This window comes from Ochrobactrum sp. WV_118_8 (assembly GCF_039631535.1).
Taxonomy (GTDB): Bacteria; Pseudomonadota; Alphaproteobacteria; order Rhizobiales; family Rhizobiaceae; genus Brucella; species Brucella anthropi.
The window spans coordinates 2,564,725-2,588,964 of the sequence record NZ_JBDIUZ010000001.1 but is presented as its reverse complement, the minus strand read 5'-3'; the positions used below and the strand labels follow the sequence as shown (position 1 = coordinate 2,588,964).

Sequence of the window (24,240 nt, the reverse complement as noted above, 5' to 3'; positions counted from 1 at the left end):
GCCATATTCCTTACAGTTCGATACCGTCATCGGGATTGAGTGAAGTCTGCCGGGCGATACGGCCCATCTGGCGGCGGATCGCCTGTCGCTGGCGGGCGTTGTCCTCCTGATCATCGTCGAGCATGATTCTGAACTCGTTTTCGGGAGCGGGTTCCTTCTTCTCGTGGACGATCTCGACATGGTCGGGGAGTTCGGGCTCACGGCGCAGGCTGGAATTGGCCTTGTCTTCCTTCTTCTTCCTGGCCTCTTCGGCGGCAGCGATCAGTGTTTCGTCCGGTTTGACCGGCTTGAGCACCGACCAGCCATCCGGCCGCGCGGTGACGACGAGTTTTGCGGGATCTGGCGGTGGCAGAATGCGTTCACTGAGACGCTGATCTTCAAAATACCGCGCCTTCTTCGCGCGGATCGGCGGCGTGCCGGCGACCATGACGATCTCGTCATCGGGCGGAAGCTGCATGATCTCGCCGGGCGTAAGGAGCTGGCGGGCGGTCTCGGAGCGCGAGACCATGATGTGCCCCAGCCAGGGCGCAAGCCGGCTGCCGGCATAGTTTTGCATCGCCTTCATCTCGGTTGCTGTGCCGAGCGCATCGGAAACGCGCTTTGCCGTGCGCTCGTCATTGGTGGCAAAGCTGACACGCACATGGCAGTTGTCGAGGATGGCGTTGTTCTGGCCGTAGGCCTTTTCGATCTGGTTGAGCGACTGGGCGATCAGAAAGCTCCTGATACCGTAGCCGGCCATGAAAGCCAGCGCGCTCTCGAAGAAGTCGAGCCGGCCGAGCGCCGGAAACTCGTCGAGCAGCATCAGGACGCGATGTTTGCGCTTTTTCGTATGGAGATCCTCGGTTAGGCGGCGGCCGATCTGGTTGAGCACCAGGCGGATGAGCGGCTTGGTGCGGGAGATGTCGGATGGCGGCACCACGAGATAGAGTGTGGAAGGCTTTGCGTCGGCAATCAGGTCCTCGATGCGCCAGTCGCAGCGCGCGGTGACGGCCGCAACGACAGGATCGCGATAGAGGCCGAGAAAGCTCATGGCGGTCGAGAGCACACCGGAACGCTCATTGTCGGATTTGTTCAGGAGCTCGCGGGCGGTCGAGGCGACCACGGGATGCGGGCCAGCTTCGCCCAGATGCCTGGTGGCCATCATACCATCGAGCGTGGCTTCGATCGTGCGACGGGGATCGGAGAGAAAAGCCGCGACACCGGCAAGCGTCTTGTCCTTCTCCGCATAGAGGACGTGGAGGATGGCGCCGACCAGGAGCGAATGGCTGGTCTTTTCCCAGTGGTTGCGCCTTTCGAGTGACCCTTCGGGATCGACCAACACATCGGCGATGTTCTGGACGTCGCGAACCTCCCATTCGCCGCGCCGCACCTCGAGCAGCGGATTATAGGCGGCAGATGCCGCATTGGTCGGATCAAACAGGAGCACGCGACCGTGCTTTCCTCGGAAGCCCGCCGTGAGCTCCCAGTTCTCACCTTTGATGTCGTGGACGATGGCCGAGCCGGGCCAAGTCAGCAACGAGGGCACCACGAGGCCGACGCCCTTGCCCGATCGTGTCGGCGCAAAGCACAGCACATGCTCCGGCCCGTCATGGCGCAGATAATCCCGATCGAGCTTTCCGAGCACAACGCCGTCGGGGCCGAGCAGCCCGGCCTTCTCGATCTCGGGCCGCTCTGCCCATCGCGCCGAACCATAGGTATCGATATCGGCCGCCTCGCGGGCGCGCATCACCGACATGGTGATGGCGATGCCGATTGCAAGGAACCCGCCCGACGCCGCGATGATGCCGCCCTCGGCGAAGATGCGCGGGGCATAGGCGTCGTAAAAATACCACCACCAGAAGATCGCCGGTGGATAATAGACCGGCCAGCCCATCACCTCGAACCAGGCCGGGCCGAGCTGAGGCTGGAAGCCGAGCCGCCAGGCGACCCATTGCGTGCCTGACCAGACCGAGATGAGCACGATCAGGAAGACGATGGAAATCTGGCCCCAGAGGATTTTCGTGCCGGACATGAGAGATTCCTTTCGTCAAAGGCCGAGATCGCGTTTGCGTCCCAGCGACCATTCGATGCCGCTGCCGGATTTCGCGACCCCGGAGATGTGCTGGCCGAGTTTGTCGTCGATCTCGCGTGACCAGGGCACGAGTTGGAAGCCGAGCCCGCCGTCAGGACCGCGTCCCTCGATCATGGCGAAGCGCCCTGAGGTGAGCGTGATCTGGCGGCTGTAGGTGCCGGATACGTATTCGCCGGCCTGCGCCGTCACATGCGGCATTCCGGTCTCGGCCGAAAGTTCAGCACCGACGGCATCGAGTTCGCGGCGGCGGAGGGTGCTCAGCAGATTTCGCTGCAGGACAATCCGCTGCCCGTCACGCCTGGCAAGGCCTTCGTCAGTGAGGTGCTCGGCACGGGCGTCCATGGCCTCGCGAACCTCCTTTCCGAAACCGCCGGTGGCGAGCGGCATGGGTTCACGCTCGACCAACCGGTGATCGAGCCACGTCGCGCCGGGTGCGGTGATCTGCTCGTTCAGATCGAGATGCGAACGGTTGGCGAGGATCAGGGTTGGACGCGGATCGTCCGGCCCGCCGAAGCGCCGGACTTCGACGATGCCGCCAACGTCGGGCGCATGTGCGAACGCCTCCATGCCGCGCAGGCGAACATGATGGGCACGGCCGTCGGTGCCGTCGATCACGGCATAGGCTTCGCCGGTCAACTCGTCATGGAGCCCCTTGTCGATGAGCCGTCCGATAATCGGCGGGCCCTCGCGCGCTGCATCGATCACGAAGTCCGCGGCGCCGCGCTCGGAGCCACGTTCGGCAAAAGCGCGATGCATGGTCTTGATGATGTCGCCGCGGATGCCCAGATCGCGCAATGTGCGTTCGGCTCCCGGCTCGACAAACCATTCGTTGATGCCCGCGTCGGTCGCGAGGCCGGCCTGTTCGAGATGGCGCAGCCGCGCGATCATCAGCCTGCGGATTTCGGGATCGTCGGGGCCTTTCACCTCGGGCCGCAGATCGATGTAGCCCAGTTCGTTGGCTTGCCGGGTGATCTCACGATCAAGTCGGGTCCAGCGCTCGGCGGTCACCTCGCGCTCAAGTGCGTTGCGGATATCGTGTTCGGGCTTGGGGCCGAGCTCGAGATCGACCAGATCGCGGGCGCGGGAGGCAAGGCCGCGGCTGATGTAGTCGCGGGAGATAACCAGGTCGGCTCCCGTTTCGTCGACCCCGCGCACCAGGAGGTGAACATGGGGATTGTCGGTGTTCCAGTGATCAACGGCCACCCAGTCGAGCTTTGTGCCGAGATCGGCCTCCATCTGCTTGACCAAATCGCGGGTGAAGCCCTTGAGGTCGTCCATGTCGGCGGCGTCTTCGGGCGAGACAATGAAGCGGAAGTGATGCCGGTCCTCTTCGCAGCGCCGGGCAAAACCGAGATCGTCGGCGCGATCGGTCTCGGCGTCGAACATGATCCCGCGCTCGCCGTCCCGGCTGACGCCCTCGCGCTTGAGATAGGCGAGATGCGCCGCCATCGGCGCTGCACGGAAGGCGCGGCCTTTGTGGCGGGCGATGCGGGCCTTGGCGATGACGCGGCGATTGGATGCGAAGAGGTGTGAACGGCCGAACTTGCTATGACCGCGGCCGAAGGTGGATGGCGCTGAACCGGATAATCGGCCTGAAGAGCGCGATGCGCCTGGAGAACGGGTGTGGCCTGCCTTCTGGGCGGCGCGCAGCACCTGGTTGACGAAGCTTTTGGCCTGCGGCGCGCGGGTAGATCGCGGCTTGCCCGGGCGGATGCGGAATTCGTGCTCGCTGTCGGTCATCGCCGGACACCTCGCGCAGCCCGGCTGGCTCCTGCCACGCCGAGCCCTTGAATTCCTTGCCCAAATTCGTGCCCTTTGCACGCGACCGACCCGCCTGCCACGTAAAAGCCAAGCTTAGTCAGAGGCTTAGGGCGTTCGTGGCAGGCGCTTTTAACTTGCCCTACCGTTCGCACTATCGCTAACGCTGCCCTTCCTGCCGCACCTCCTTTCCGGCATTGCGCCACGATGCGAGGTTGCACGCTGCGTCTCATGGCCGGGCTCCCTGGGAAGTCCGCACCGGAAACAGGGCGTCCGGTTGTGCTGGCACGAGCGGATTGTGGTGCGATGTCGGTGCCGCCAGTGTGCCGCTCGCGTAACGCTCGCCGTGCAAGCCGGGCGCAGTTTCCGGGCTGCTGGCGGACACCGCGAAGAGGCCGGCGTCGCGCCAGTCGGTGACCGATGGCGAAGCATTTGCGAGGTTATGAGGAAGCGGTTCCCCACCGAGAAGAGGGACGAGTGCCGCGACATAGGCACGGGTTTCTGCTGGCAAGGCGCGGCCGGTCGAAACATATTCGTCGTAACGCGCCGGCCCGGCATTATAGGCGGCGAGCATCGCGCCGATATTGCTGTATCGGTCGAGCATCTCGCGCAGATAGGCGGTGCCCGCGAGTATGTTGTCGCGCTGCGCAAACGGGTCGCTGCCGAAGCCGTAACGCAAGCGCAGTTCCGTCCATGTGTCGGGCATGACCTGCATCAGACCCATGGCGCCGGCCGAGGATATGGCGGAGCGATCGCCGGCGCTTTCCGTCTGCATGATGGCGCGAATCCAGTGCTCGGGAATCGAGAATCGCTCTGCGGCTTCCGTCACATGGGCCGCAATAGGACCGCCTGTCGTTTGCAGGACGGATGGTGCGTTCTGAGCTCTCGCGGCCGCCGCCGATGTGGTGGCGAGGAAAAGGCCGGAAAGGAGAAGGAACGCGATGCGCCGGGCGGCGTGATGCCGCCCGAACGCCCGCGTCTGACGATGCCCGATGCAAGGCAGTGGCATCGCTCAGTCCTTTCCATCGCCTTTGGGGGGCCGGTTCCAGTGCAGCGACCAGGAGACGGCGTCGCTGCCATTCTGGAACAGGTTGGCGCGGATCGGATGCTGAAGGGACGGATCGTCGAGCAGCACGGAGAGATACTCGCCGGCTTTCTCGCCGGTGCGGGTCCATGCCGCGCCGATCTCCGGCCCATCGCCGTCGCCGCCGAGATAGACGCGGTGGTTGGGCGCGTTCTCGACCTCCGATGGCTCGGCTGGGAGAATTGCGATCGTCCGGTCGAGGAAGAGCGATTGGATGCGGCCGGAAAAGCCGAAACTCTCGCGGGTGAATTCGCCGATCTGTGGCATGGGTCTGGTCCTTTCTGCTGCGGTGATGGTGACGGCCGGCAAGGGGAGCGCCGGCCGACGGACGGGTCGCTCACCGCGTTGACGCCCGCCATTGGAAGCGCCCGTCGCCGTTCTCGTCGGTCCAGACCGGCGTGACGCGGGCGGTGATGGAGGAAAGCGGCAATGGCCCGAAATATCGGCCGTCGAGGCTGTCGGGAGCGTCCCAGTTCATCAGGAACACTTCGCCTTCGGCGAGTGTGCGGCAGCCTTGCCAGGAAGGCAGGTCGCGATCGAAGCGGTCACGCGCCTGCGCTTCGCCATAGGCGTGACCGTAGGCAATGATCGTTGCCGCGTGGCGGCAGACCTTTGTGCCGGAAAGTGCGAGCACGCGTTTGATGAGCGGCACACCGCGCGGCAGGTAGCCGCGCGTGTCGAAGAAGATGGCGAGGTCTTCGGGCGGCAGCACCGCGACCAGATCGCCGACTTCGATCTCTGTCGCCGGTGTGACTGTGTAGAGCCCGATCGGCTCGCTGGCCGATGCGTTCCAGATGAGCCGTGGCCCATGCCCGGTCCATGCCGGCAGCGCGATGAGCGCTGCACTGGCGAGCATCGCGGCCAGTATGGCCTTGCGCGCGGTCATGGCTTGTCCCCGGCTGGCTCGCGGCGCGCATCGCCGCCGTGCAGCGGCAGGACGGCGGCGATGCGCGCACGCGCAAGCGCAGCCATATCGGCATCGAGCTCGCAGCCGATATAGTGCCGGCCGGACAGCCGGCACGCTTCTCCCGCGGCGCCCGATCCGGCAAACCAGTCGCCAACAAGACCGCCTTCAGGGCAGCTTGTCCGGATCAGGATTTCGAGGAGCGATGTCGGTTTCTCGGTCGGATGAATGGCGCGGCCGTGCGCATTGCGGATATAGATGACTGACCGCATGATGCGCGGACCGCCGTCTTGGCTGATGTAATAGCCAGCGTCTATATGGCCGGTATGGGGAGGACGGCGTTTGCGGCGAACGGTGCGGGCGACCGCATCAGGGGTGGTCTGCACATCGTTGTAAACGTCGCGCCATGGCGTCTCGGCGCGATAGAACTGGACGGCCAGCTCATGCACGCGCTTGAAGCGGTCGGCGTGGAAACCGGAGCCATTCTGCTTCTCCCAGACGATCTCCTGTGCATAGCGAAGACCTGCATCGGCAAAGCGGTCGGCCGTGGCCATGAAGCAGCGCAGCGAGCCGAAAACCCAGAGCGATCCGGTGCGGCCGAGGGCTGCCCGCGCAAGCGGCAGCCATCCTTCGACGCGCCGGTCCCATGCAAGCGATGTGTCGCCATAAGGCGGATCGGCGATGATCATGTCGAAGGGACCGTGCGCGGGCATAAGCTCTCGGCAATCGCCGGCGAGGATCGTCACGACTGAATCCTCCGCCGTTTGAGCCAGGCGTTGTGCTGCGCAAGCGTATAGGCGTGCGGCTCCAGACCGACGGTCAGGCGATTGTGGACATGGCGCCAGTGATCGGGCGCAACATCAGCCGGATCGAGGCCGAGCGCCTCTATGGCGTCGATCGCCTGGAGAATCTTTTCCACCTGCGGCCAGCCGTCAAGGCGAAGCAGGATGTCGCCGCCGCGCCGCACGAAAGGCAGCGTCTGGTAGGCTTCCCCGGGTCCGACGACGCGCACGATGTCGATGCGCGAAAGCACCGTGCCATAGGCGTTCGAGGCCCAACGGACGAAGGCGAAGACGTGGCCGGGAGCGAAGCTGGCGATACGGCGGGCATAATCGATCCGTTGCTCGGCGACTGGATGGCCGAAGCGCAGCCAGTGTTCGATCCGGTCTTGGCGCCAGGTGAGCTCCACATGGGTGAGATGGGGCGCGGCCTTGTAGGCGGCGCGCACGTCGGCGGGCGGCCTCATGGCTTTAATCCTGTCGATTTGATGATTAGCGCGTGCCGTGTCGACGGCGTTTGGCAGGCCAATCGTGGGCCGTTGCCGGTGCTTCGCGACGGTAAGGCGTCGATGAGCGAGTCCACGATTAACGGGGAATTCCGTTCAACGATTAAAGGAACGCGAGACCACGAGTTGCGGGACCGTTCAGTCATCTTCCGGCCCCCGTTCACGCTTTGCGAAAAGCCGAATGTTTTGCGCGGTCAGCCGACCGTCGGAGGCGTCGCCAGCGGTGTCGAGAAGCCGGTTTTCCCCAGGGCGCGCGCCTCTACAAAAGTTAGATTCAAGAGGGTTAGATAAGTTAAGGGCCGGAATTCGTTTTTCAGGCCAAAGGCTTAACTGCTGTCCCTGCGTGCGAAGTACAGTGCCTGCTGCGTGCGAAGTACAGATAGTGGATGCGTTCGAAGTACAGATGCCGTCCACACTTCGTCCACAGGCTTTCCACAGGCGCACAGGCTGGATGCGGAGCAGCTCGCGGCCGTCCTCGATCTCGCGTGCCAAGCGATAGCCCGGCAGCGGCTGGCGCATGATCAGCCGGCGCATGTGGAGCGCGAAATCCGAAGGTCGTGCGAGCGAACCGGACTTCCTGTGAAGATGGGAAAACTCGAAGCGCCAGCCTTCCGGTTGGCGACCGGCATGTTTGCGGGCAACGCGGTAGAGCCAGCGTTCCAACCCGCCGCTCAGCCGGAAATAGGCCGGGTCGATCGCCAGCACCAATGTGCGGTCGATGACGCCGCGATAGAACCAGTCTGGCAGGACGAATTCCATCCCCTCGACGCGGCCGTCGTGCCGGGTGAGCATTTCCCATTCATTGATCCAGGAGAACTGATGCCGCCGCCATTGCTTGTCGTGACGGATGGTGGTGCGGATCGAGGTCGATTGCAGCCGGTCGAGCGCTCCCTTGAGCAGTTCGTAGGCGCGAATGCCTGTGCCGCGGCCGGTTGCGGTGAGAAGCTGGTAGGGTGTGAAACGCAGGAAGCGGGACGTGACGAGCCCGTGGTTCTGGGCTTCGACGATCTGGCTCGCGGCCCAGATGAGAACATCGGCGTCCCAGATGGTCGCCATGCCGTGTTCGGGAACTGCGAACACCTCGACTCGGACATCGCCCGATGCGTAGCGGATCGGAACGATCCTCTTGGCCTTGGCCAGCGAGAAGAACGGCCGTTCCATGAGATCCCGTTGATCGCGCGGGCTTGCATCGCCCGTTGCGATCACGAACGCATCGAGCTGGGCCCGTTCGGAGGCTGGTGGTCGATAACGCGACATATGGCCCGACCTCAGCGTGCGTAGCGGCCGGAATGACCAGAAGATGTCAGCTCCTGCCGCTTGGCGGGCAGCACGCTGCCGCGCGGGTCCGAGGTCGAGGTGACCGTGCCTTTTTCGGCCCAGGCTTCCAGCTCATGGATGGTGTAGACCACGCGGCCGCCGAGCTTGCGATAGGATGGGCCGGTGCCATAGGTTCGATGCTTTTCCAGCGTGCGTGCGGACAGGCCGAGAAAGGCTGCCGCTTCTTTCGTGCGCAGGAAGCGGGGCGGTAAAAGAGCAGGATCGGGTCGCATGGGTGCCTCCGTGGTTTGCTGTGGAGCCGCTGGTTCGAAGCGGCGGACACAGGTCACGGTGGCGAAGAACGATCGCGCAGAGGGAGGGGGAATTCAGGGGGTGCTAAATTCCCCCACCCTTGATCGGACAGGCGGCTACAATCGGCGGCGGAAGCGCAGGAGCTTGAGATAGCCGCCGCCGATCATTGCATCGCCATATTTGAGCAGTTCGCTCACGGCGTCGCGCAAGGATGAGGTTTTCCAGTGTTCGGAAGCAACCCGCTCGACGCCATAGAGGACACCGGCGATCTCGCGCTGGCTGGCATTATGCTGGCGTGCGTCGACCGCGCGGAACATGGATTTCAGGCGCCGGCGTTGCTGGTCGGTCATCCGCCTGTCGGCTGGAACCTTGTAGCCGAGGAATTGGCGCAGCAGCCGCTCGAGCGCGGCCAGGCGATCAAGCCCATCGCGGCTGATGGAAATGCGCGCTTCCAGAGGATCGTCCGGCCTGCAATTCGGATCGATCATGAGGTGCTGGTCGGGATTAATGCTCCTGCGCAGAATATGCAGAGCCTCGGTGGCCGCTTTGATTTCGTCGCCGAGAAATGTTCGGAGGGTTGCCTGGTCCTCCTCACCACTCCCGCCAGCGGCAGCCAGGCGAAGGACGCCCGTATTGGCGTGTTCGCTCCAGAAGATCGGCTGGTCAGCGGCTGCGAGGCGAGGACGGGCGGCGAAATCGCAACCCCCAGCGGCGCTCCAGTTCCGCAGGCACAGGGCGATCGAGCGCACTGCGCGCTTTTAGACCGGCATAGTCCTTCTGATAGTCCCGGTTTCGCCTCAGACATTCCCAGGCGATATCGTCGACCCCTGCGTGATCCACGAAGTCGTAAGTCGACGCAACGCGCCAGAGTGATGTGTTGGGTTTCATGACACTCCTCCCGCTCAACAAGATACGCCAATCAGGGCAGAGGATCGCGGCGAGTCATCCACAGAGCAATTACCGCGAGCCGCAAGCCGCCTTGCTCTGGCGGCAATACGGTCATCGGCGGCAGAGAGGGAAATTAGTTCGGCCGGCCTCGCCGTAAGATCTTGTAGCCATGTTCGGTCATCCAGTGTGCGCGCGCCAGATGGCTGTCATGGATTTTGCGCGCACGTTCCGGCTCGGCATCTGGATCAATGCCGAAGAGCACTTCGACAGCCTCCTCCCAGCATGCCCCGTCTTCCTCCGCATCAAGCAGACGGACATAGAGCTTTACGTTCTGCCGGTCGTATTCGGTCAGCAGATCCCCGGTCGGCGCCTCGTCGAGAAAGGATAACGTGGTCATTCTACCTCCTACTATGTGTGACGCAGCACCTAAAGCGATCCGACGCATAGCGCAACGAAGTGACCGGGAAACGGCGGAGAGCGACGATAGTTATCGGGGAAGACGGGGAGCAAAAGCGGCGTCCCATCCTATTTGTATGTATGCAACTGCGAAACATCGACCATCACTCCAATATGCGGGCCCGAATTGATAAAGACGATGCCTTGCGCTTCGAGCGCGCGACGCACCTGATCGGCGGTGCTTTCATAGACGCGCAGGCCATTGATCGACTCCATGCGCTTGAGCGCGGTGAGCGATACCCTGGCCCTGTCGGCAAGCATCTCCTGTGTCCAACCAAGCAATGCGCGCGCGGCTCGTGTTTGATGTGCGGTGATCATGCATGATCACCTCCCACCGGCACATAAAAGCGCGCCACAACTACGGCTATAATAGTCGGAGTTTGGACGAAATCCACCTGAATCGGACGCCCTATACGCCTATTTGAGCAACGCAACTGCGACTGATTCGGTCGTCCTTTCGAGCCGGACAGACGGGAGGTTAGTGTTCAGGGACATATTTTCGACGTAGTAATTTGACGTCTTGTCATCGTGTTTCGATGGCAGGAATGATGAGGAAGCCTGTTGCTGAAATCTGTCAGGTATTTTGCGGCAGCCGTGGCGATGATAAGCACGACGGTGGGATATGCGTCCGCACAAAACGACCCAATACCATCCGAGGTGCTGGGTGAGCCTGATGTGATCATTGACGCTGATCCTGAGCCGCCTTTCATCTATTGGGCTCCCGAGGGGTCCACGATTCGTAATCATCCGCACGATCCCATGATTTGGATCGCTGAAAGCGCGGATGGCTCACGCAAGTATTATTTCGGGGATCAATGTCGTGCGTCCCAGTTTCAGGGCTTTGTCGGCGAACCGCTGGACTCTCTTCCCAAGAAGCCAGCCGACGTAACCTGGCGGATGGCATGTTCTACCTGTGCGGTGACCTCGGATCTCGGCCGCGAGAGGATGAACGTCTTCTTTGATGAGAACTCACGGATTATCTCAAGTATATCTTGCGGCTAAGGCTAACGAACATGGTTCTGTGGGCACGAAAGGAACCCGGCGGCTTCTGCCGCCGGGCTCTGGCCCTTGTCAGAAGGGGATATCGTCGTCCAGGTCGCGCTGGGCCTGACCGTTTTCGGTCTGCCTGGCCCGGCTGAGGAAATCGACTGTCTCGGCGATTATCTCGCAACCGTAGCGATCGTTGCCCTGCTGGTCGGTCCACTTCGTGTAGTGGATGCGACCGCGAACCAGAACCTTCATACCCTTCTCGCAATATTGCTGGATCGTCTTGCCGAGGCCGTTGAAGGCGGTGATGCGGTGCCATTCGGTATCCTGCACCCGATAGCCGTTCTCGTCCCGGACAACCTTGCCTTCCGAGTAGCGGGGACGCGAGGTGGCCAGGGTGAAGTGGGTGATGCCGGTGCCGCCCTGGGTGATGCGGGCTTCGGGGTCCTGACCGATGTTGCCGGCGAGGATGACGATGTTCTGCATTGTAAGTCTCCGTTGCTTCTTCGGAGGGACCATCCCTCCGACGAGACCCGGCCAAGGCTGTCGGGAGACTCCCGCAACTGCCGTCCTCACGGCAGCTCGCCCCTAAGGCCCCAAGTGGAGCGGGCAGCCGCGCTCGCGCGGCAACACGGCTGGGAGCCGCGGGGGTTGCTGGTGGAAACCGAACGGACTTAGGGGATCAGTCAGTCGGAGGGATTGGCGCCTCGGAACGCACACGGACTGAGACGCACAGCACAAACATCGTCCTTGCTGCCAACAGTGCTCTCATGGCCCTGTCCGCACCACCCCGCGCGGGCGCCGGCCTTATTCACCGACCATCCGCGTCCCCGCCCGGAAGGCAGGCCGGGACGAGAAGAATGTGCTGTCGGGTTTTCAGTAGAATGGCATCGCCAGAACCATCCGGGGCCGCTGGCGCGATCCGGCGGATATTGGGAAGGGCGACGATGAAGGTGATCGCGGTCGTAACCGCCCGGCGAAACGACGGGCTGACCAGCGGGCTGCGATGCTGTCGCACGGTTTGCGAGAACCGAGCCGATGACCGATTTTCAAGGCTGACCGGGCGAAGGGACCGGGGCGATAACGGTAGGTCATCTCCATGCCGATCTGTCCACCCTGATCGGGCAGCGTCGGAGATCCGGCGACGCAGGCCCTCGGGTTTCATCACTATGGGGAGCGCCGGGACGCCGCCACGCATCGCCTGTCCGGTTCAGCGTGAGAGGACGGCGGTTCCCAGAGCATTGAGATTGAGCATGGCCGCGACGCCGATGAACAGGCCACCCACGCTGCCGAGGATGTTGAGCGCGAGAGTGGAATCCACCGCGTTTTTGGTAACGCCATAGACGAGCGCATAGCCCGCGATGGCGGCGGGTATCGTGAAGACGGCGAGCGCGCCGAGACGCAGAAACGGGTTTTTCGCAAACCCCAGCACCGCGATCACGACGGCGATGGACAAGAGCGCCGCGCCGATGGCGGCAAGGCCGGACATCAAGAATCCGGCGTCCGTGGCATAGACATATTTGAAGGCCGTCAGGCCGACCATGAAGGGCAAGGCGTAGATCGCCAGATGATAGGCCACGATGCAGGCCACGACGGAAAGGAAGATGGCGAGCAGAATAAGAGACATGGAAACCTCCACATGAACGGACAAACGATCACGACAGGCCGCCAGGAGATGCGCGCCGCCTGCGACTATGGTGCTTCGCCGTTTCTGCAAGGATGGCTTATGTGACCGAAAAATAGGTTCCCCGTCAAGAATTGGCGGCTTTGACAGCCGCCCGAGGGCGGCGCTTTATGCGCCGCCGTCGATCTTCATGACCGGGATGCCGAGCTTGCGAGCCTTGTCGCCGAGGTTCTCCTGGATGCCGGTGCCGGGGAAGACGAGGACGCCGACCGGGAGCGTATCGAGCATGGCGTCGTTGCGCTTGAAGGGTGCGGCCTTGGCATGTCTGGTCCAGTCGGGCTTGAAGGCGACTTGGCGGACCTTGCGATTGTCGGCCCATTTTGCCGCGATCAGCTCGGCCCCCTTCGGCGATCCGCCGTGCAGCAGCACCATGTCCGGGTGCTTGGCGTGGACCTGATCGAGCTTGGCCCAGATCAGGCGGTGATCGTTGAAGTCGAGACCGCCGGTGAAGGCGACCCTGGGACCGGCGGGAAGCATCACCTCGGCCTCTGCCCGGCGCTTGGCGGCGAGGAAATCGCGGCTGTCGATCATTGCCGAGGTCAGGTTGCGATGGTTGACCATCGACCCGGAGCGCGGCCGCCAGGCTGATCCGGTATGGCGCTCGAACTGCTCGGCGGCGACGTCGCGGAAGAGTTCCATGCTGTTGCGCCGCTCGATGAAGGTCTGCCCCTCGGCCGTGAGCCGCTCCAGCTCGACCGACTTCACCTCGCTGCCGTCCTGTTCGCGCTGAAGGCGGCGCTGCGCCAGCTCGTTGTCGTCCAGATCGCGCTCGATGCGGCCGGTTGCGCGGTGGAAGAGATTGACGGTCGACCAGAGCAGCTCGTCGAGGTCGGGTTCGAGGCGGGTGTCGCCGAGTGTGACGATCAGGGCATCGAAGATGTCGGCGACGGCCCCGGCAACAGCGTTGCCTTCGGGAAGCGGCCTCGGATCGGGTTCATCCTTGAACGGACGGTAGCCGTAGAGCTGGAGTTCGGTGAGGACGTGATCGGTGGGGGATGAGCTGTGCTGCGGCTCGAACCTCAAGTCATCGTAGTCGGTCATCATAGTGTTCGCCTTGTCGGATCGACCGCGCCCATCGCGGCCTTCGCAGGCGTCGAAGCCCATGGGCGGGACGGGCTGGCAGTCCTCGCGCTCGCGCGAGGGCCTTGATGGCCGGGCACGGCTATTTTGTTTCGCGCTGCAAAGGCGGCTGATCCGGGGTCCCCACGCGGCTTGCCGCATGGGGTGGTCTGGCGCCGGCGGAAAATAGCCAAGTCGCGCGGCCATTGCCTGACCAGCCCGTTTATGGGCCGATCGCCCTCTCAGAAGGCCGTGGGCGGCGGTCCCTCCGACGCATCAGGGGACCACCACGACCGGATACGGCAGGTTTCGGGGTGCTGTGGCTCATCCCCCTGCCAGACCGATCCCGCACTCACGCAGCGAGAAACCGGCTGACGTCCTCGGGGATCATCTGAACCTGTAAGGCCGCCCGAAGCGCCTCGATGCCGCGGCGTCTGAGATCCTCGTTGAAGTCCCCGAACACCGGCGACAGGACAACCGCCTCGATCCCGGCGCTGCTCGCCCGTTCGACCAGCAGGTCTCGCGCGCGTGTCCCGGCTGGATCGCGATCCCTGACGATATAGAGCCGGCGCAGCGATACCGGGAACAGGATGGCGGCGAGGTGCGCCGCAGAGAGCGCGGCGATCATCGGCATGCGGGGCAGACCCGAGCGTGCCGACAGCACGGTCTCGATGCCTTCGCCCGCCGCCAGGACATCCTGCGCCCTGCCGAAGCGGACGCCGTGCCCGAGGAGATGACCCATCGCCCGCCTCGGCGTTCTGACGGGCGCCTTCCCGCCGCCATCGGGCCGAAGCCAGGTGCGATGCGCGCCGGTCTGGACGCCGGCAAGGTCGGTGACGGATGCGATCATCGCAGGCCAGGTCTCGGTCGGGCCATCGCCTTCCGGACGGTAGTAGCAGCGCGGGTGGAACCGAAGGCTCGCCGTGTCGTGCAAAGCCGTAATCGCACGGTTCCGCAAATGCGCCTCTACGACTGTGCCCGTCATCGGCCGCGCCATGGCGAACAGACGCCGCGCCGCTTCGGGCGATCCCGGCGGCGCTTTACCCGGCAACGGCGGAGAAGCCGGTTGAGGCTCCGGTCTCGGCAGGCTGAGGAACGACCGGGCTTCGTCGGCGACATCGCGGAAGTCGATCAGGCCGCAGCTTTCGTGGATCACGTCGAGCAGATCGCCATGCTCGGCCGTTGCGGCGTCGGTCCAGCGCCCAGCAGCTCCCTTGCCGGATTCCGGGCCTTTGAGCCGGACGAACATGGAACGTCCGGGGGTGTTGCGCACGTCGCCCACCATCCAGTAGCGTCCCTCGCGCCGCCCGTTGGACAGATAGTGGCGGCACACCGCCTCGGCCTCCCGGCCGAGACGATGGGCAAGTTCGGAAGCGGTCTGGCGGACCATTTACGCCGCCTCCCGTTCACCGATGCGCTCGACCGGATAGCGTTCGAGCACCTTGGCCAGAATGGCCGGGCCGCTGGCATCGGTTGGCACGAACATCCTGAGCTTCCACGAGATGATTTCGTGGAACAGGCCATAGGCGCGCAACCGATCCCGCATCGTGTCGGTGAAGCCGGTGAGTTCGATGCGGTTGGCGCCCATGACGCGGCTGCGGCGAAGCTGAAGCCCCTCGCTCAGATCGAGGATGGTCCGGCCATCCATAAGCGCGGTGAAGGCGTCATCGGGCGTCAGCGTCGAGGCGCCGGTTGCAACAGCGCCCGCGACCCAGGCTGGCGAGACGCGGCGGCCGACGATGCGCTCGCCGTCATCGGTCTGGAGTCGGTAAACGCGCGTCGACTCGGCCGGGAGACGTTTCCAGATCGGCAGCAGCAGACCACTGACGACATGGATGATGCTGTCGGCGAACTCGGGAACCTCGGCGACTTCGGCCGCCCATGCCGAGGCGAAGCCGGCCTCGTCCGCTTCGACCCAATGGGTCTCACCCATCATCCTTACGGGGATGTTGTGCGCCTCCATCGGCCGGATCAGGCGAACGCGCCGCTCGATCTCCCCGTCGTCCAGCATGACGCTGGTGGTCGGGGTCTGGACTGCGGCGCGGCCAGAGCGCTCGTTGATGAGCAGCTTCGTCCGCCGATCCGCGAGAAGATCGAGCGCCTCGGCCAGCGTGACCGGGTGGTTGCGCTGGCGCTGCGTGATGGTCAGCAGCCGGGCTTCGGCGCCGGTGGCGGGATGGACATGGATCGTCTGGCGGTCGGTGACGGTGAAGCTCTCCGCCCGCAGCGTTTCCAGCCCGACATCATAGCTACCGGATGCGATGGCGCCCTCGATGCGGGCGTTCAGCAATTGCTCGAACGCCGTGAACAGGATGCCCTGCAAGTCGATGGTGAGGGCCAGCAGGCGATTGAGGAAGGTGGTGATCGGCGGCAACTCGTCCTTGATGCCGGTCGAGTCCATTAGCTTGAGGCCGGTGGATGCCTCGAACATCTGGAGGGAGCAGCCTTCGACCTTGCCGCGCACGAGCAGCATGTAGAGCTGGCGCAGCGCGTCGCGGGCATGGTGCGATTCCAGATTGTCCTCGGGCCGGAACAGGCCCTGACCGCCGGTCTGGCGCTGGCCGCGCGTGATCGCGCCCAGCGTGTCGAGACGGCGGGCAATGGTCGAGAGAAAGCGCTTTTCAGCTTTCACATCGGTCGAGATCGGCCGGAAGAGCGGCGGCTGCGCCTGGTTGGTCCGGTTGGTGCGGCCGAGGCCCTGAATCGCGGCGTCGGCCTTCCAGCCCGGTTCCAGCAGATAATGCACGCGCAGGCGCTGGTTCTTCGCATTGAGGTCGGCGTGATACGATCTGCCGGTGCCGCCCGCGTCCGAGAAGATCAGGATGCGTTTCTGATCGTCCATGAAGGCGGCGGTCTCGGCGAAGTTGGCCGATCCGGCGCGGTTCTCGACGGCCAGCCGGTCGATGCCGCCGGGGCCGGTTTTGCGGACGATGCGGCGCGAACGACCCGTCACCTCGGCCACGAGGTCGGTGCCGAAACGCTGGACGATCTGGTCGAGCGCGCCGGGAACGGGAGGCAGCGAAGCGAGCTTCTCGATCAGACGGTCGCGGCGGGCGACGGCCTCGCGGCTCTCCACCGGCTGACCGTCGCGATAGACCGGGCGCGAGGAGAGATTGCCATCGGCGTCGGTGAACGGCTCGTAGAGCTGCACCGGGAAGCTATGCGCGAGGTAGTCCAGGACATATTCCCTGGGGGTGATGTCCACCCGGACGTCGTTCCATTCCTCGGCCGGCAGTTCGGCGAGCCGGCGTTCCATCAGAGCCTCGCCGGTGGAGACGATCTGGATCACGGCGGCATGGCCGTCCTCCAGATCACGCTCAATCGAGCGGGTCAGGGTCGACGTCTTCATGCTGGTCAGCAGATGCCCGAAGAAGCGCTGCTTTGCGGACTCGAAGGCCGAGCGCGCGGCGGACTTGGCCTGCCGGTTCAGCGTGCCGGAGCCGCTGTCGCCGCCAGTGATGTTGGCGGCCTCCATCGCCGCGTCAAGATTGTTGTGAATGATGGCGAAAGCGCCGGCATAGGCATCGTAGATGCGCGTCTGCTCGGGCGTGAGCTGGTGTTCGACCAGCTCGTATTCGACGCCATCATAGGAGAGCGACCGGGCGGTATAGAGGCCGAGCGCGCGAAGATCGCGGGCCAGAACCTCCATGGCGGCGACTCCCCCGGCTTCGACGGCTTCGACGAACTCGGCGCGGGTGGCGAACGGAAAATCCTCGCCGCCCCACAGGCCGAGCCGTTGGGCATAGGCCAGGTTGTGAACGGTGGTCGCGCCGGTCGCCGAGACATAGACGATGCGGGCGTTCGGCAGCGCGTGCTGCAGACGAAGCCCGGCGCGGCCCTGCTGGCTGGCAGCAACGTCACCGCGCTCGCCCTTGCCCCCCGCCGCGTTCTGCATGGCGTGGCTTTCATCAAAGACGATCACGCCGTCGAAGTCGGCGCCGAGCCAGTCGACGATCTGGCGGACGCGGGACGCCTTTTCGCCGCGCTCGTCGGAACGCAAGGTGGCGTAGGTGGTGAAGAGGATGCCTTCGGGCAGCCGAATGTCCTTGCCCTGCGGGAACCGCGACAGGGGCGTGACCAGCAGGCGTTCCATGCCGAGCGCCGACCAGTCGCGCTGTGCGTCTTCCAGCAGTTTGTCAGACTTGCTGATCCACACCGCTTTGCGACGGCCTCTCATCCAGTTGTCGAGGAGAATGCCCGCAGACTGGCGGCCTTTGCCGGCGCCGGTGCCGTCGCCGAGCATGAAGCCGCGACGGAAGCGGACGGCATTTGGCGCATCGTCGGGCGCGGCCGAGACAACATCGAAAGTCTCGTCGAGCATCCACGATCCGGCGAGGAAGTCCGAATGGGCCTCGCCGGCATAGATGACGGTTTCGAGCTGGGCGTCGGACAGCAGGCCCTCGGTGACGAGATTGGCGGGCAGACGCGGGCGGTAGCTCGGTCGGGGCGGCGCGACCGAAGCCATGGCCGCCGATTGCACGAGTTTGGTGGGATGGGCCTGCGCGCCGTGAATACGGATCGCCTGCAATCTGTATTCTTCGTAGATGGCATCGGTGATGCGGCCGTCGTCGGCGGGCGTCCAGTCGACGGTCTCGTAGGCGAGTTCGACGCCCTCGGGTTCGGCGGCGGGACGCGGCGGCGCGGAGGTGGCGGCGCGGGCGAGATAGCGGCGAACGGTGCGAGGCGCGGCCGTGGCAACAGGAGCCAGGATCGTCGGATCGACCGGCAGGCGTGCGGGCACATGCTCGCCAACCCAGCCGATCAGGGTGGCGGCGTCGGGCGCGATGCCGGGCGACGCCGGAAATGCGGCCCGATCGTCGGCGGGTATTTTGTCGATAACGATTAGCCGGGTGGGAAAAGTCGTGCCGTGCTTGGCATAGACCGAGCCGTCGATGGCAGCGGTGAACACCACGCGGCCATGCTCCTGAAGCCGAATGAAGGCGTCGCGCCAGGCCGGCGCATCGGGGGCGAAGTTCGCGCCGGTGATCGTCACCAGCCGCCCGCCCTCGGCCAGACGCGCCAGCGCCGAGGCGACATGGAGATAGGTGGCTTCGGCCATCCGGCCTGAGACGTTCGCCATCGCCGAGAATGGTGGGTTCATCAGCACGACGCTCGGCACGATGGCGGGATCGAGGTGATCGTGGATCTGCGCGGCGTCGAAGCGGGTGACGGGATTGGCCGGAAAAAGATGCGCAAGAAGATCGGCGCGGGTATCGGCCAACTCGTTCAGGGTGAGCGATCCGCCGGCGATCTCGGCGAGGATGGCGAGCAGTCCGGTGCCCGCCGAAGGTTCGAGAACCCGGTCGGCCGGCGTGATGGCGGCGGCAGAGGCGGCGATCAGGCCGAGCGGAATCGGCGTCGAGAACTGCTGAAAAGTCTGGCTCTCTTCGGAGCGGCGCGTATGGGTGGGCAGAAGTCCGGCGATTCTGGTCAGAAGCGGCAGGCTGGCGCCCTGAGACCCGGCTTTACGGAAAAGCGCCTTTCCGTATTTGCGCAGAAACAGGACGGTCGCGGCCTCGCAGGCTTCGTAGGCATCCTTCCAGCTCCACGCGCCGGTCGTGTCGGAGCCGCCGAAGGCGGTCTCCATCGCAGCGCGCAGCGTGGCCGCGTCGATACGCTGGCCGCGTTCGAGATGGGGAAGAAGGAGAAGTCCGGCCTGGTGGATGGCGACGGCGGTATCGACGGCTGCAAGGGTCGGCCCGACCGGAAGGGCCGCGGCGGCAGAGGTGTAGGTCATGGGATGAGCCTCGGAGAGCGGGACAGGATCTAGCCGCGCAGCGCTCTCTCTCGACCGCACCGGCTCAAACCCGTCCCGGCCTTCCTCTCCCTCTCAAGCAGGAACGGGCGGCCCGTGCTTCGCGCGCCTTGACATGGACCATCGAATGGTCCATTTCTCCGATAGAAATGGACTATTGAGCGGTCCAGAAGGAGGCGTCATGCGAATTTCCGTGACCGAAGCCAAAGGCCAGTTGACGGAACTGGTGCGCCGTGCAGAGGCCGGCGATGAAGTGGTGTTGACCCGCCATGGCCATGCCGCCGTGCGGCTTGTCCCTGTCCGCAATTTGCCGGGCCGGAAGGATCGCCGGACGCTTCTTGAGGCGCTTCGGAAATCCGGTGCGGCGAAGGCGCTGGCGGGAGCACCCGCCGCGCGGAGTCAGGACTTCCTTTATGATGACGACGGCCTGCCGCAATGATGGTCGTCGATACCTCGGCGCTGATGGCCATTCTGCTCGATGAGCCGGAGGCGGACGCCTGCATCGCGGCGCTTGAGGCGGAAGAGGAATTGCTGATCTCGGCTGGCACCGTGGCCGAGGCGCTGATCGTGGCGAACCGCCGGAATGTCGGTGAGGAGATGATGCGTCTGCTTGATGACCTCGGATTCGAGATCATCAATGTGACCGCCGCGTCGGCGCAACGTGTCGCGGCGGCCTATGAAGCGTGGGGGAAAGGTGTTCACCGCGCATCGCTCAATTTCGGCGATTGCTTTGCCTATGAGGCCGCGAAGGAGCGGAAAGCGCCGCTGCTCTATGTCGGGGACGATTTCGCACGGACCGACATCGAGGGTGTGCTGTAGATCAGGCCCGGAACACTTTCCGTCGAGGACCAACGCTCACCATGCGGGCTATCCGAACCGGCGTCACTCTCCCTCTGACCGCTGGTCTTGAACGCTGAGCCGTAGCGCACTATCTTACGTTTGTCTTACATCGGAAAGGATCGGCCGATGGCCGCCACGGAAAAACTCACGATCACCGTCTCCACCAAGGGACAGGTCATTCTGCCGAGCGCGATCCGGCAGCGGCGCGAGTGGAGCGCCGGAACGCGACTGACGGTTGAGGAAACCGATGACGGTGTGCTGCTGAAGCCCGCGCCGGCCTTTGCCCAAACGCGGCCGGAAGATGTCTTCGGTGCGCTGCCCTATAAGGGCAAGCCGAAGTCGATCGCGGATATGGATGCGGGCGTGCTCACTGAGGCAAGGCGTCGGCATGCTCGCGATTGATACGAATGTCGTCGTTCGCTACCTGACTAATGACCATCCGAAACAGTCTGCTAAGGCGCAGGAGCTGATCGACGGCCAGCCGGTATTTGCCCCCGTCACCGTCATCCTCGAAACCGAGTGGGTGCTGCGCAGCACCTATGAGTATCGCCCGGCCGATATTGCCCGTGTGCTGCGCGGCTTCGCGGGCCTGCCGACCGTCACGGTGGAGGACGGCGCGGTCGTCGCGGCCGCGCTCGATCTCGCCGAGCGCGGCATGGATTTCGCCGACGCGCTGCATCTCGGGAAGGCGGCGCATTGCGAGGGCATGGCCAGCTTCGACCGCAAGTTCGTCAAGGCTGCGCAGGCGGTCGGATACAGCGGCGTGCGCGAAGCGTGATGGCTTTCAGCCGAACCGGCGGCCGGCCTCGGTGAAGGTGTATCCGTTAGTGCTGATCGTCTCGTCGACCGCTTCGTCTGACGACAAATACTCATATTCGCGTTCGAGCTGCCTGTAGAGCCAGCGGGCGAGATCGCGCAGCGCTTCGGTCACGCCGTCCTCGGCATCCTCGGTCATGTCCTGATATGTCGAACTGTCGCGCTCGACCGAGATCGCCATGCAATACTCGTGATAATAATGCCCGCGATGGCAGGCCTCGGCGCGAAGCTGGTAGAAGTTTCGGCGCTGGACCGCCTGCAGGGCGTCAGCGATCCGATGAAGCTCCTGATCCTGCGGCGCATAGGCCCGGATTTTGGCCGTGGCATTTCTGGCGTAGGAATACGACCCCTCCCAGCAGGCGCCATCGCCTTGCGACCAGAAGCCCCGGAACCAGATGCAGGGGTCGCGGCGCGTGCCGCCGCCCATCAGGCGGACGGCGCGGATCCTGAAGTCGATGCCAAGGATTTCCGCGATGCGCTGGAAATCCTCATAGACGGCATCATACCACTCGTAGTCGAAGCCGCCCTCGCGATACCAGGCGCGGGCCTTGTCCTTCGCTGTATCGGACAGTTCATCGAGCCGATAGACGGTGGTTTCAATGATCTCAGGCATGGGGATCACCTCCCTCCAGCACGGTGGAAAGCCAGCCATCGGTATAGATCCAGTCCACCGTCTCGCCGGTGGCAAGATCGAGGACATGCGCGCCGCCGCCGAAACCGTCGATACGGGGCTTCGAGCAGCTATTGGCGTATTGCATCCCCCATAAGCCGGTCAGGCCAAACGCTTTCGCACAGCGTTTGACGAACTGGATGACATGCTCGGGATCGCCGGTGACATCATCGCACATCCAAAGCTGGGTGCCGCCATGTTCGGGCTGGATCGAGAGCAGGAAACCGTCCGAGGGCGGATCCTCGGCGGCATTGTCCTCCGCCATGGCGTTGTAGAGATCGAGCGCGCGGGCGGCGTTTTCGGGGGTGCCCACGTCGAGCAGGCAGGAAAAGTGGGTAAAATAGTCGGCCATGGGAGCCTCCTGAAACAAGAAAGCCCGGCTCAGGACCGGGCGGATGACGGGGAATGGGTGAGTCTCACGCCGCTTGCGGCAGGCGGAGGAGATCGGCCGAGGTTTCGCGCCAGAAGGGATCGACCAGGCGGGCTTCCAGTGCCGCCGCGCGATAGCGCAAAGCCCGAGCCTCGGTTGAGGCCACCGCCCGGAATGCCATCCCGCGCAGGCGGCTGGCCTCCGTCACAATCCTGCGTGCCTCGGCATAGGATGAGACTGGCTGTTGCCAGAGGATGATACCGGCACGGATTTCGCCGGCGAGGACCAGGCGATGATCGTGATCCTGAATGAGCATGATACGAGGCTGGAAACAGGGGAAGCTGTCTGGCCCCGTGCAAATATCACCGCGTGACAGGCGCAAAGCGGCTGCCTGTATTGCCTCCTCCGGTGACGGGCATTCGCCAAGCGCGATCATGCGGTCGAAGCTGTTTTCGTCATCACTGGCGCCATAACTGGCGACGCCCAGGCAGGAGAGGCGCAGCGGCAGCTTTTGCGCCCGATAAAGCACTGGCAGAACATCGGCCGCAAGAATCTGACCGATGGAGCGGAAGGTTTCGGAACGGGCAAAGGTCATCGGGGTCACTCCATGACGGGCGCCGGCGAGCCTCTCTCTCCAGCCCTCAACCCGTCACGGCCGAACGGCCCGCACTCTTCTTCTCTGACCGGGCTTGTTCCCGGTTCCGCTGCCGACGATGGGGATCATCGTGAGGCGCTGAAGGCCCGAAGCGCGGGCTGCCGCGCTCGGGCCGTCGGGAATAATGCGCTTTCGCGCCTTATTCCCACGGGTCCAGTTCCAGCTTCACCATGTCGTCGTCGCCGTCGAACTCGGCGGCGGGGCAAGCAGCGTGGGTGCCATCTCCGGCCTGGAACACAACGATCGAAACCATCAGCGTGGCGGCAAGGCTGGCGGCGAAGGCGGTGGCATCTGCATAGGACATGGGTTCCGGCTCCTGTCTTTGGAGGCGGGGGACCATCCCCCGCGCGACAGGCGCCCGAAGTGTCTGACCGGATCTGCAATCACCCGAGGGTGTTCGGACTTTTTCCGAATCCCCGAGGGCGGCACGCTCGCGTAAGCCGACCCTTCACGGGTTGATTGTGTAAGAGACGGATCGGACCAAGGTTTGCGAATGGAAGCGGGGGTGGTTTTTCGCATCTGACAGGATGCCGGATACCCGTCGCTGATGCTCCGCCGTGGCAGCCTTGCTACCATGCTGGCAACAGGATCGTGTTCCCTTCAGGCCAGAGATGGCTGCCGCTCGCCCATGTGCAGGGATGACGGCTGTTATGGTGAAGGTGGAGTTGGAGCAGTGGATGTATTCAATGCGAAGAGCCCTTAGCCGCCGGTCGGATATCGGGCCAAGTCGAGTTGTCTTGCCACCTGATCGGCCAGCAGTTCACTGTCATGCTCGCCATCCAACCTCAGCACCGGCGCTGATTGCTTACTCAGCCATTTCTGATGCTGCGTAAAATTCCTCCCGGTGAACTCCGGGTCGTCGTAACGTGATGCCCAATCCCGAAACGCCAAGTGAGCGTCATGCATGTCTCCTCCTGGCAAAATGCGAGAGCCATGGCGTGCTGCCTCTCGTTGGTCGAGACGCTGAAGGCGAACGGGCGTTGGCGTGTGCAAGAAAACAATCAAATCAACGTCCCGGATAAGTGATTCACCCCATCCGATGAACGATCCTGTGAGTATCCATCCAACGAGACAACTCTGGCGATCTTTAATCAGTTGGACGCGCTCCTCGGGAGCACGCTTGGTGCTGTAAGGGGGATCGGTGGGCATCCAATAGTAATCGTCCACATCAATTTGCGGGACACGGAAACGCTTCGACAGGATCGAACCCAGTGTTGAAACACCGGAGCAAGACGCCCCTGTCAGGTATACGCAAGGTTTGTCTGACATACTTTTTCCTTTTTAGGTCGGGCGGTTTCCACTCGGCGTTGACCAACGGCTTCGCCCGCATAGTTCCGAAAGGAAAAGCCGGGTCAAGAGAACCGGGCGTGTTGCACAAACGGGGTGGCT

General features: G+C 63.9%; 29 protein-coding genes. 5 read left to right on the top strand and 24 right to left on the bottom strand.

Annotation, left to right across the window (positions count from 1 at the left end; translation table 11 throughout):
* Positions 1–10: 10 nt before the first annotated feature.
* From ABDF71_RS12555 to ABDF71_RS12495, 13 genes are all read right to left on the bottom strand, one after another.
* Positions 11–2,011, bottom strand: coding sequence for a conjugal transfer protein TraG (locus ABDF71_RS12555; RefSeq protein WP_094514337.1), 2,001 nt, complete (start codon positions 2,009–2,011; stop codon positions 11–13).
* 15 nt (positions 2,012–2,026) lie between these two features.
* Positions 2,027–3,811, bottom strand: coding sequence for a relaxase/mobilization nuclease domain-containing protein (locus ABDF71_RS12550; RefSeq protein ID WP_500061600.1), 1,785 nt, complete (start codon positions 3,809–3,811; stop codon positions 2,027–2,029).
* Between the two features lie 247 nt (positions 3,812–4,058).
* Positions 4,059–4,838: a lytic transglycosylase domain-containing protein gene (locus ABDF71_RS12545; protein ID WP_094514340.1), complete on the bottom strand. Its 780-nt coding sequence runs from the start codon at positions 4,836–4,838 to the stop codon at positions 4,059–4,061.
* A gap of 3 nt (positions 4,839–4,841) precedes the next feature.
* Positions 4,842–5,180 (bottom strand): DUF736 domain-containing protein, encoded by a 339-nt coding sequence (locus tag ABDF71_RS12540; RefSeq protein WP_094514342.1) that lies wholly within the window; start codon positions 5,178–5,180, stop codon positions 4,842–4,844.
* A gap of 70 nt (positions 5,181–5,250) precedes the next feature.
* Positions 5,251–5,799, bottom strand: a complete 549-nt coding sequence (locus tag ABDF71_RS12535) for a S26 family signal peptidase (RefSeq protein WP_094514343.1) — start codon at positions 5,797–5,799, stop codon at positions 5,251–5,253.
* Positions 5,796–6,530 carry a DNA-methyltransferase gene (locus tag ABDF71_RS12530; protein WP_094514419.1) on the bottom strand — a complete coding sequence of 245 codons (735 nt, stop codon included), beginning with the start codon at positions 6,528–6,530 and terminating at the stop codon, positions 5,796–5,798. The genes ABDF71_RS12535 and ABDF71_RS12530 overlap by 4 nt, the downstream gene beginning before the upstream one ends.
* Before the next feature lie 29 nt (positions 6,531–6,559).
* Positions 6,560–7,063: a DUF2840 domain-containing protein gene (locus ABDF71_RS12525; protein ID WP_094514345.1), complete on the bottom strand. Its 504-nt coding sequence runs from the start codon at positions 7,061–7,063 to the stop codon at positions 6,560–6,562.
* 177 nt (positions 7,064–7,240) lie between these two features.
* Positions 7,241–8,359: a replication initiator protein A gene (locus ABDF71_RS12520; RefSeq protein ID WP_094514347.1), complete on the bottom strand. Its 1,119-nt coding sequence runs from the start codon at positions 8,357–8,359 to the stop codon at positions 7,241–7,243.
* Positions 8,360–8,370: 11 nt separating this feature from the next.
* The gene (locus ABDF71_RS12515; RefSeq protein ID WP_036589108.1) at positions 8,371–8,652 is read right to left on the bottom strand and encodes a helix-turn-helix transcriptional regulator; all 282 of its coding nucleotides are present in this window, start codon (positions 8,650–8,652) and stop codon (positions 8,371–8,373) included.
* Between the two features lie 135 nt (positions 8,653–8,787).
* Positions 8,788–9,420, bottom strand: a complete 633-nt coding sequence (locus tag ABDF71_RS12510; protein WP_235819905.1) for a DUF2285 domain-containing protein — start codon at positions 9,418–9,420, stop codon at positions 8,788–8,790.
* Entirely contained in the window at positions 9,335–9,559 is a 225-nt protein-coding gene (locus ABDF71_RS12505; protein WP_080692129.1) for a transcriptional regulator domain-containing protein, read from the bottom strand. The genes ABDF71_RS12510 and ABDF71_RS12505 overlap by 86 nt, the downstream gene beginning before the upstream one ends.
* A 133-nt stretch (positions 9,560–9,692) precedes the next feature.
* The gene (locus tag ABDF71_RS12500; RefSeq protein ID WP_094514348.1) at positions 9,693–9,956 is read right to left on the bottom strand and encodes a DUF2285 domain-containing protein; all 264 of its coding nucleotides are present in this window, start codon (positions 9,954–9,956) and stop codon (positions 9,693–9,695) included.
* A 128-nt stretch (positions 9,957–10,084) separates the two neighbouring features.
* Positions 10,085–10,333, bottom strand: coding sequence for a helix-turn-helix domain-containing protein (locus tag ABDF71_RS12495; protein ID WP_036589110.1), 249 nt, complete (start codon positions 10,331–10,333; stop codon positions 10,085–10,087).
* Positions 10,334–10,576: 243 nt separating this feature from the next.
* On the opposite strand from ABDF71_RS12495, the gene ABDF71_RS12490 reads away from it, so the two are divergent.
* A complete protein-coding gene (locus ABDF71_RS12490) occupies positions 10,577–11,017 on the top strand; it encodes a hypothetical protein (RefSeq protein WP_199270306.1) in 441 nt (146 codons plus the stop codon).
* Positions 11,018–11,086: 69 nt separating this feature from the next.
* Here ABDF71_RS12490 and ABDF71_RS12485 read toward each other — a convergent pair whose 3' ends face one another.
* The 6 genes from ABDF71_RS12485 to ABDF71_RS12460 form a co-directional block, all read right to left on the bottom strand.
* Positions 11,087–11,488 (bottom strand): single-stranded DNA-binding protein, encoded by a 402-nt coding sequence (locus ABDF71_RS12485; RefSeq protein ID WP_036589112.1) that lies wholly within the window; start codon positions 11,486–11,488, stop codon positions 11,087–11,089.
* 325 nt (positions 11,489–11,813) lie between these two features.
* Entirely contained in the window at positions 11,814–12,020 is a 207-nt protein-coding gene (locus ABDF71_RS12480; RefSeq protein ID WP_094514350.1) for a hypothetical protein, read from the bottom strand.
* Between the two features lie 192 nt (positions 12,021–12,212).
* Positions 12,213–12,629, bottom strand: coding sequence for a hypothetical protein (locus ABDF71_RS12475; protein WP_094514352.1), 417 nt, complete (start codon positions 12,627–12,629; stop codon positions 12,213–12,215).
* A gap of 165 nt (positions 12,630–12,794) precedes the next feature.
* Positions 12,795–13,730 (bottom strand): DUF2493 domain-containing protein, encoded by a 936-nt coding sequence (locus tag ABDF71_RS12470; RefSeq protein ID WP_094514421.1) that lies wholly within the window; start codon positions 13,728–13,730, stop codon positions 12,795–12,797.
* 367 nt (positions 13,731–14,097) lie between these two features.
* Positions 14,098–15,135, bottom strand: a complete 1,038-nt coding sequence (locus tag ABDF71_RS12465; protein ID WP_094514353.1) for a DUF7146 domain-containing protein — start codon at positions 15,133–15,135, stop codon at positions 14,098–14,100.
* Positions 15,136–19,482, bottom strand: coding sequence for a strawberry notch family protein (locus ABDF71_RS12460; protein WP_094514355.1), 4,347 nt, complete (start codon positions 19,480–19,482; stop codon positions 15,136–15,138).
* A 199-nt stretch (positions 19,483–19,681) separates the two neighbouring features.
* On the opposite strand from ABDF71_RS12460, the gene ABDF71_RS12455 reads away from it, so the two are divergent.
* The 4 genes from ABDF71_RS12455 to ABDF71_RS12440 all read left to right on the top strand — a co-directional run bounded on the left by ABDF71_RS12455 (position 19,682) and on the right by ABDF71_RS12440 (position 21,118).
* Complete coding sequence (locus ABDF71_RS12455) at positions 19,682–19,939, top strand: type II toxin-antitoxin system Phd/YefM family antitoxin (protein WP_094514357.1); 258 nt, start codon at positions 19,682–19,684, stop codon at positions 19,937–19,939.
* Positions 19,936–20,319: a type II toxin-antitoxin system VapC family toxin gene (locus tag ABDF71_RS12450; protein ID WP_036589135.1), complete on the top strand. Its 384-nt coding sequence runs from the start codon at positions 19,936–19,938 to the stop codon at positions 20,317–20,319. The genes ABDF71_RS12455 and ABDF71_RS12450 overlap by 4 nt, the downstream gene beginning before the upstream one ends.
* Before the next feature lie 147 nt (positions 20,320–20,466).
* Entirely contained in the window at positions 20,467–20,742 is a 276-nt protein-coding gene (locus ABDF71_RS12445; RefSeq protein WP_094514359.1) for an AbrB/MazE/SpoVT family DNA-binding domain-containing protein, read from the top strand.
* A complete protein-coding gene (locus tag ABDF71_RS12440) occupies positions 20,729–21,118 on the top strand; it encodes a type II toxin-antitoxin system VapC family toxin (protein WP_094514360.1) in 390 nt (129 codons plus the stop codon). Before ABDF71_RS12445 ends, ABDF71_RS12440 begins: the two co-directional genes overlap by 14 nt.
* A 6-nt stretch (positions 21,119–21,124) precedes the next feature.
* On the opposite strand, the gene ABDF71_RS12435 is transcribed toward ABDF71_RS12440, so the two are convergent.
* The 5 genes from ABDF71_RS12435 to ABDF71_RS12415 form a co-directional block, all read right to left on the bottom strand.
* Positions 21,125–21,769 (bottom strand): DUF8835 domain-containing pootine, encoded by a 645-nt coding sequence (locus ABDF71_RS12435; RefSeq protein ID WP_094514361.1) that lies wholly within the window; start codon positions 21,767–21,769, stop codon positions 21,125–21,127.
* Complete coding sequence (locus ABDF71_RS12430) at positions 21,762–22,178, bottom strand: hypothetical protein (RefSeq protein ID WP_094514362.1); 417 nt, start codon at positions 22,176–22,178, stop codon at positions 21,762–21,764. Before ABDF71_RS12430 ends, ABDF71_RS12435 begins: the two co-directional genes overlap by 8 nt.
* 64 nt (positions 22,179–22,242) lie before the next feature.
* Positions 22,243–22,791 carry a hypothetical protein gene (locus ABDF71_RS12425; protein ID WP_167387113.1) on the bottom strand — a complete coding sequence of 183 codons (549 nt, stop codon included), beginning with the start codon at positions 22,789–22,791 and terminating at the stop codon, positions 22,243–22,245.
* A 199-nt stretch (positions 22,792–22,990) separates the two neighbouring features.
* Positions 22,991–23,155, bottom strand: coding sequence for a hypothetical protein (locus ABDF71_RS12420; RefSeq protein WP_009450567.1), 165 nt, complete (start codon positions 23,153–23,155; stop codon positions 22,991–22,993).
* A gap of 395 nt (positions 23,156–23,550) precedes the next feature.
* A complete protein-coding gene (locus ABDF71_RS12415) occupies positions 23,551–24,120 on the bottom strand; it encodes an ATP-binding protein (protein WP_094514366.1) in 570 nt (189 codons plus the stop codon).
* Positions 24,121–24,240: the final 120 nt, after the last annotated feature.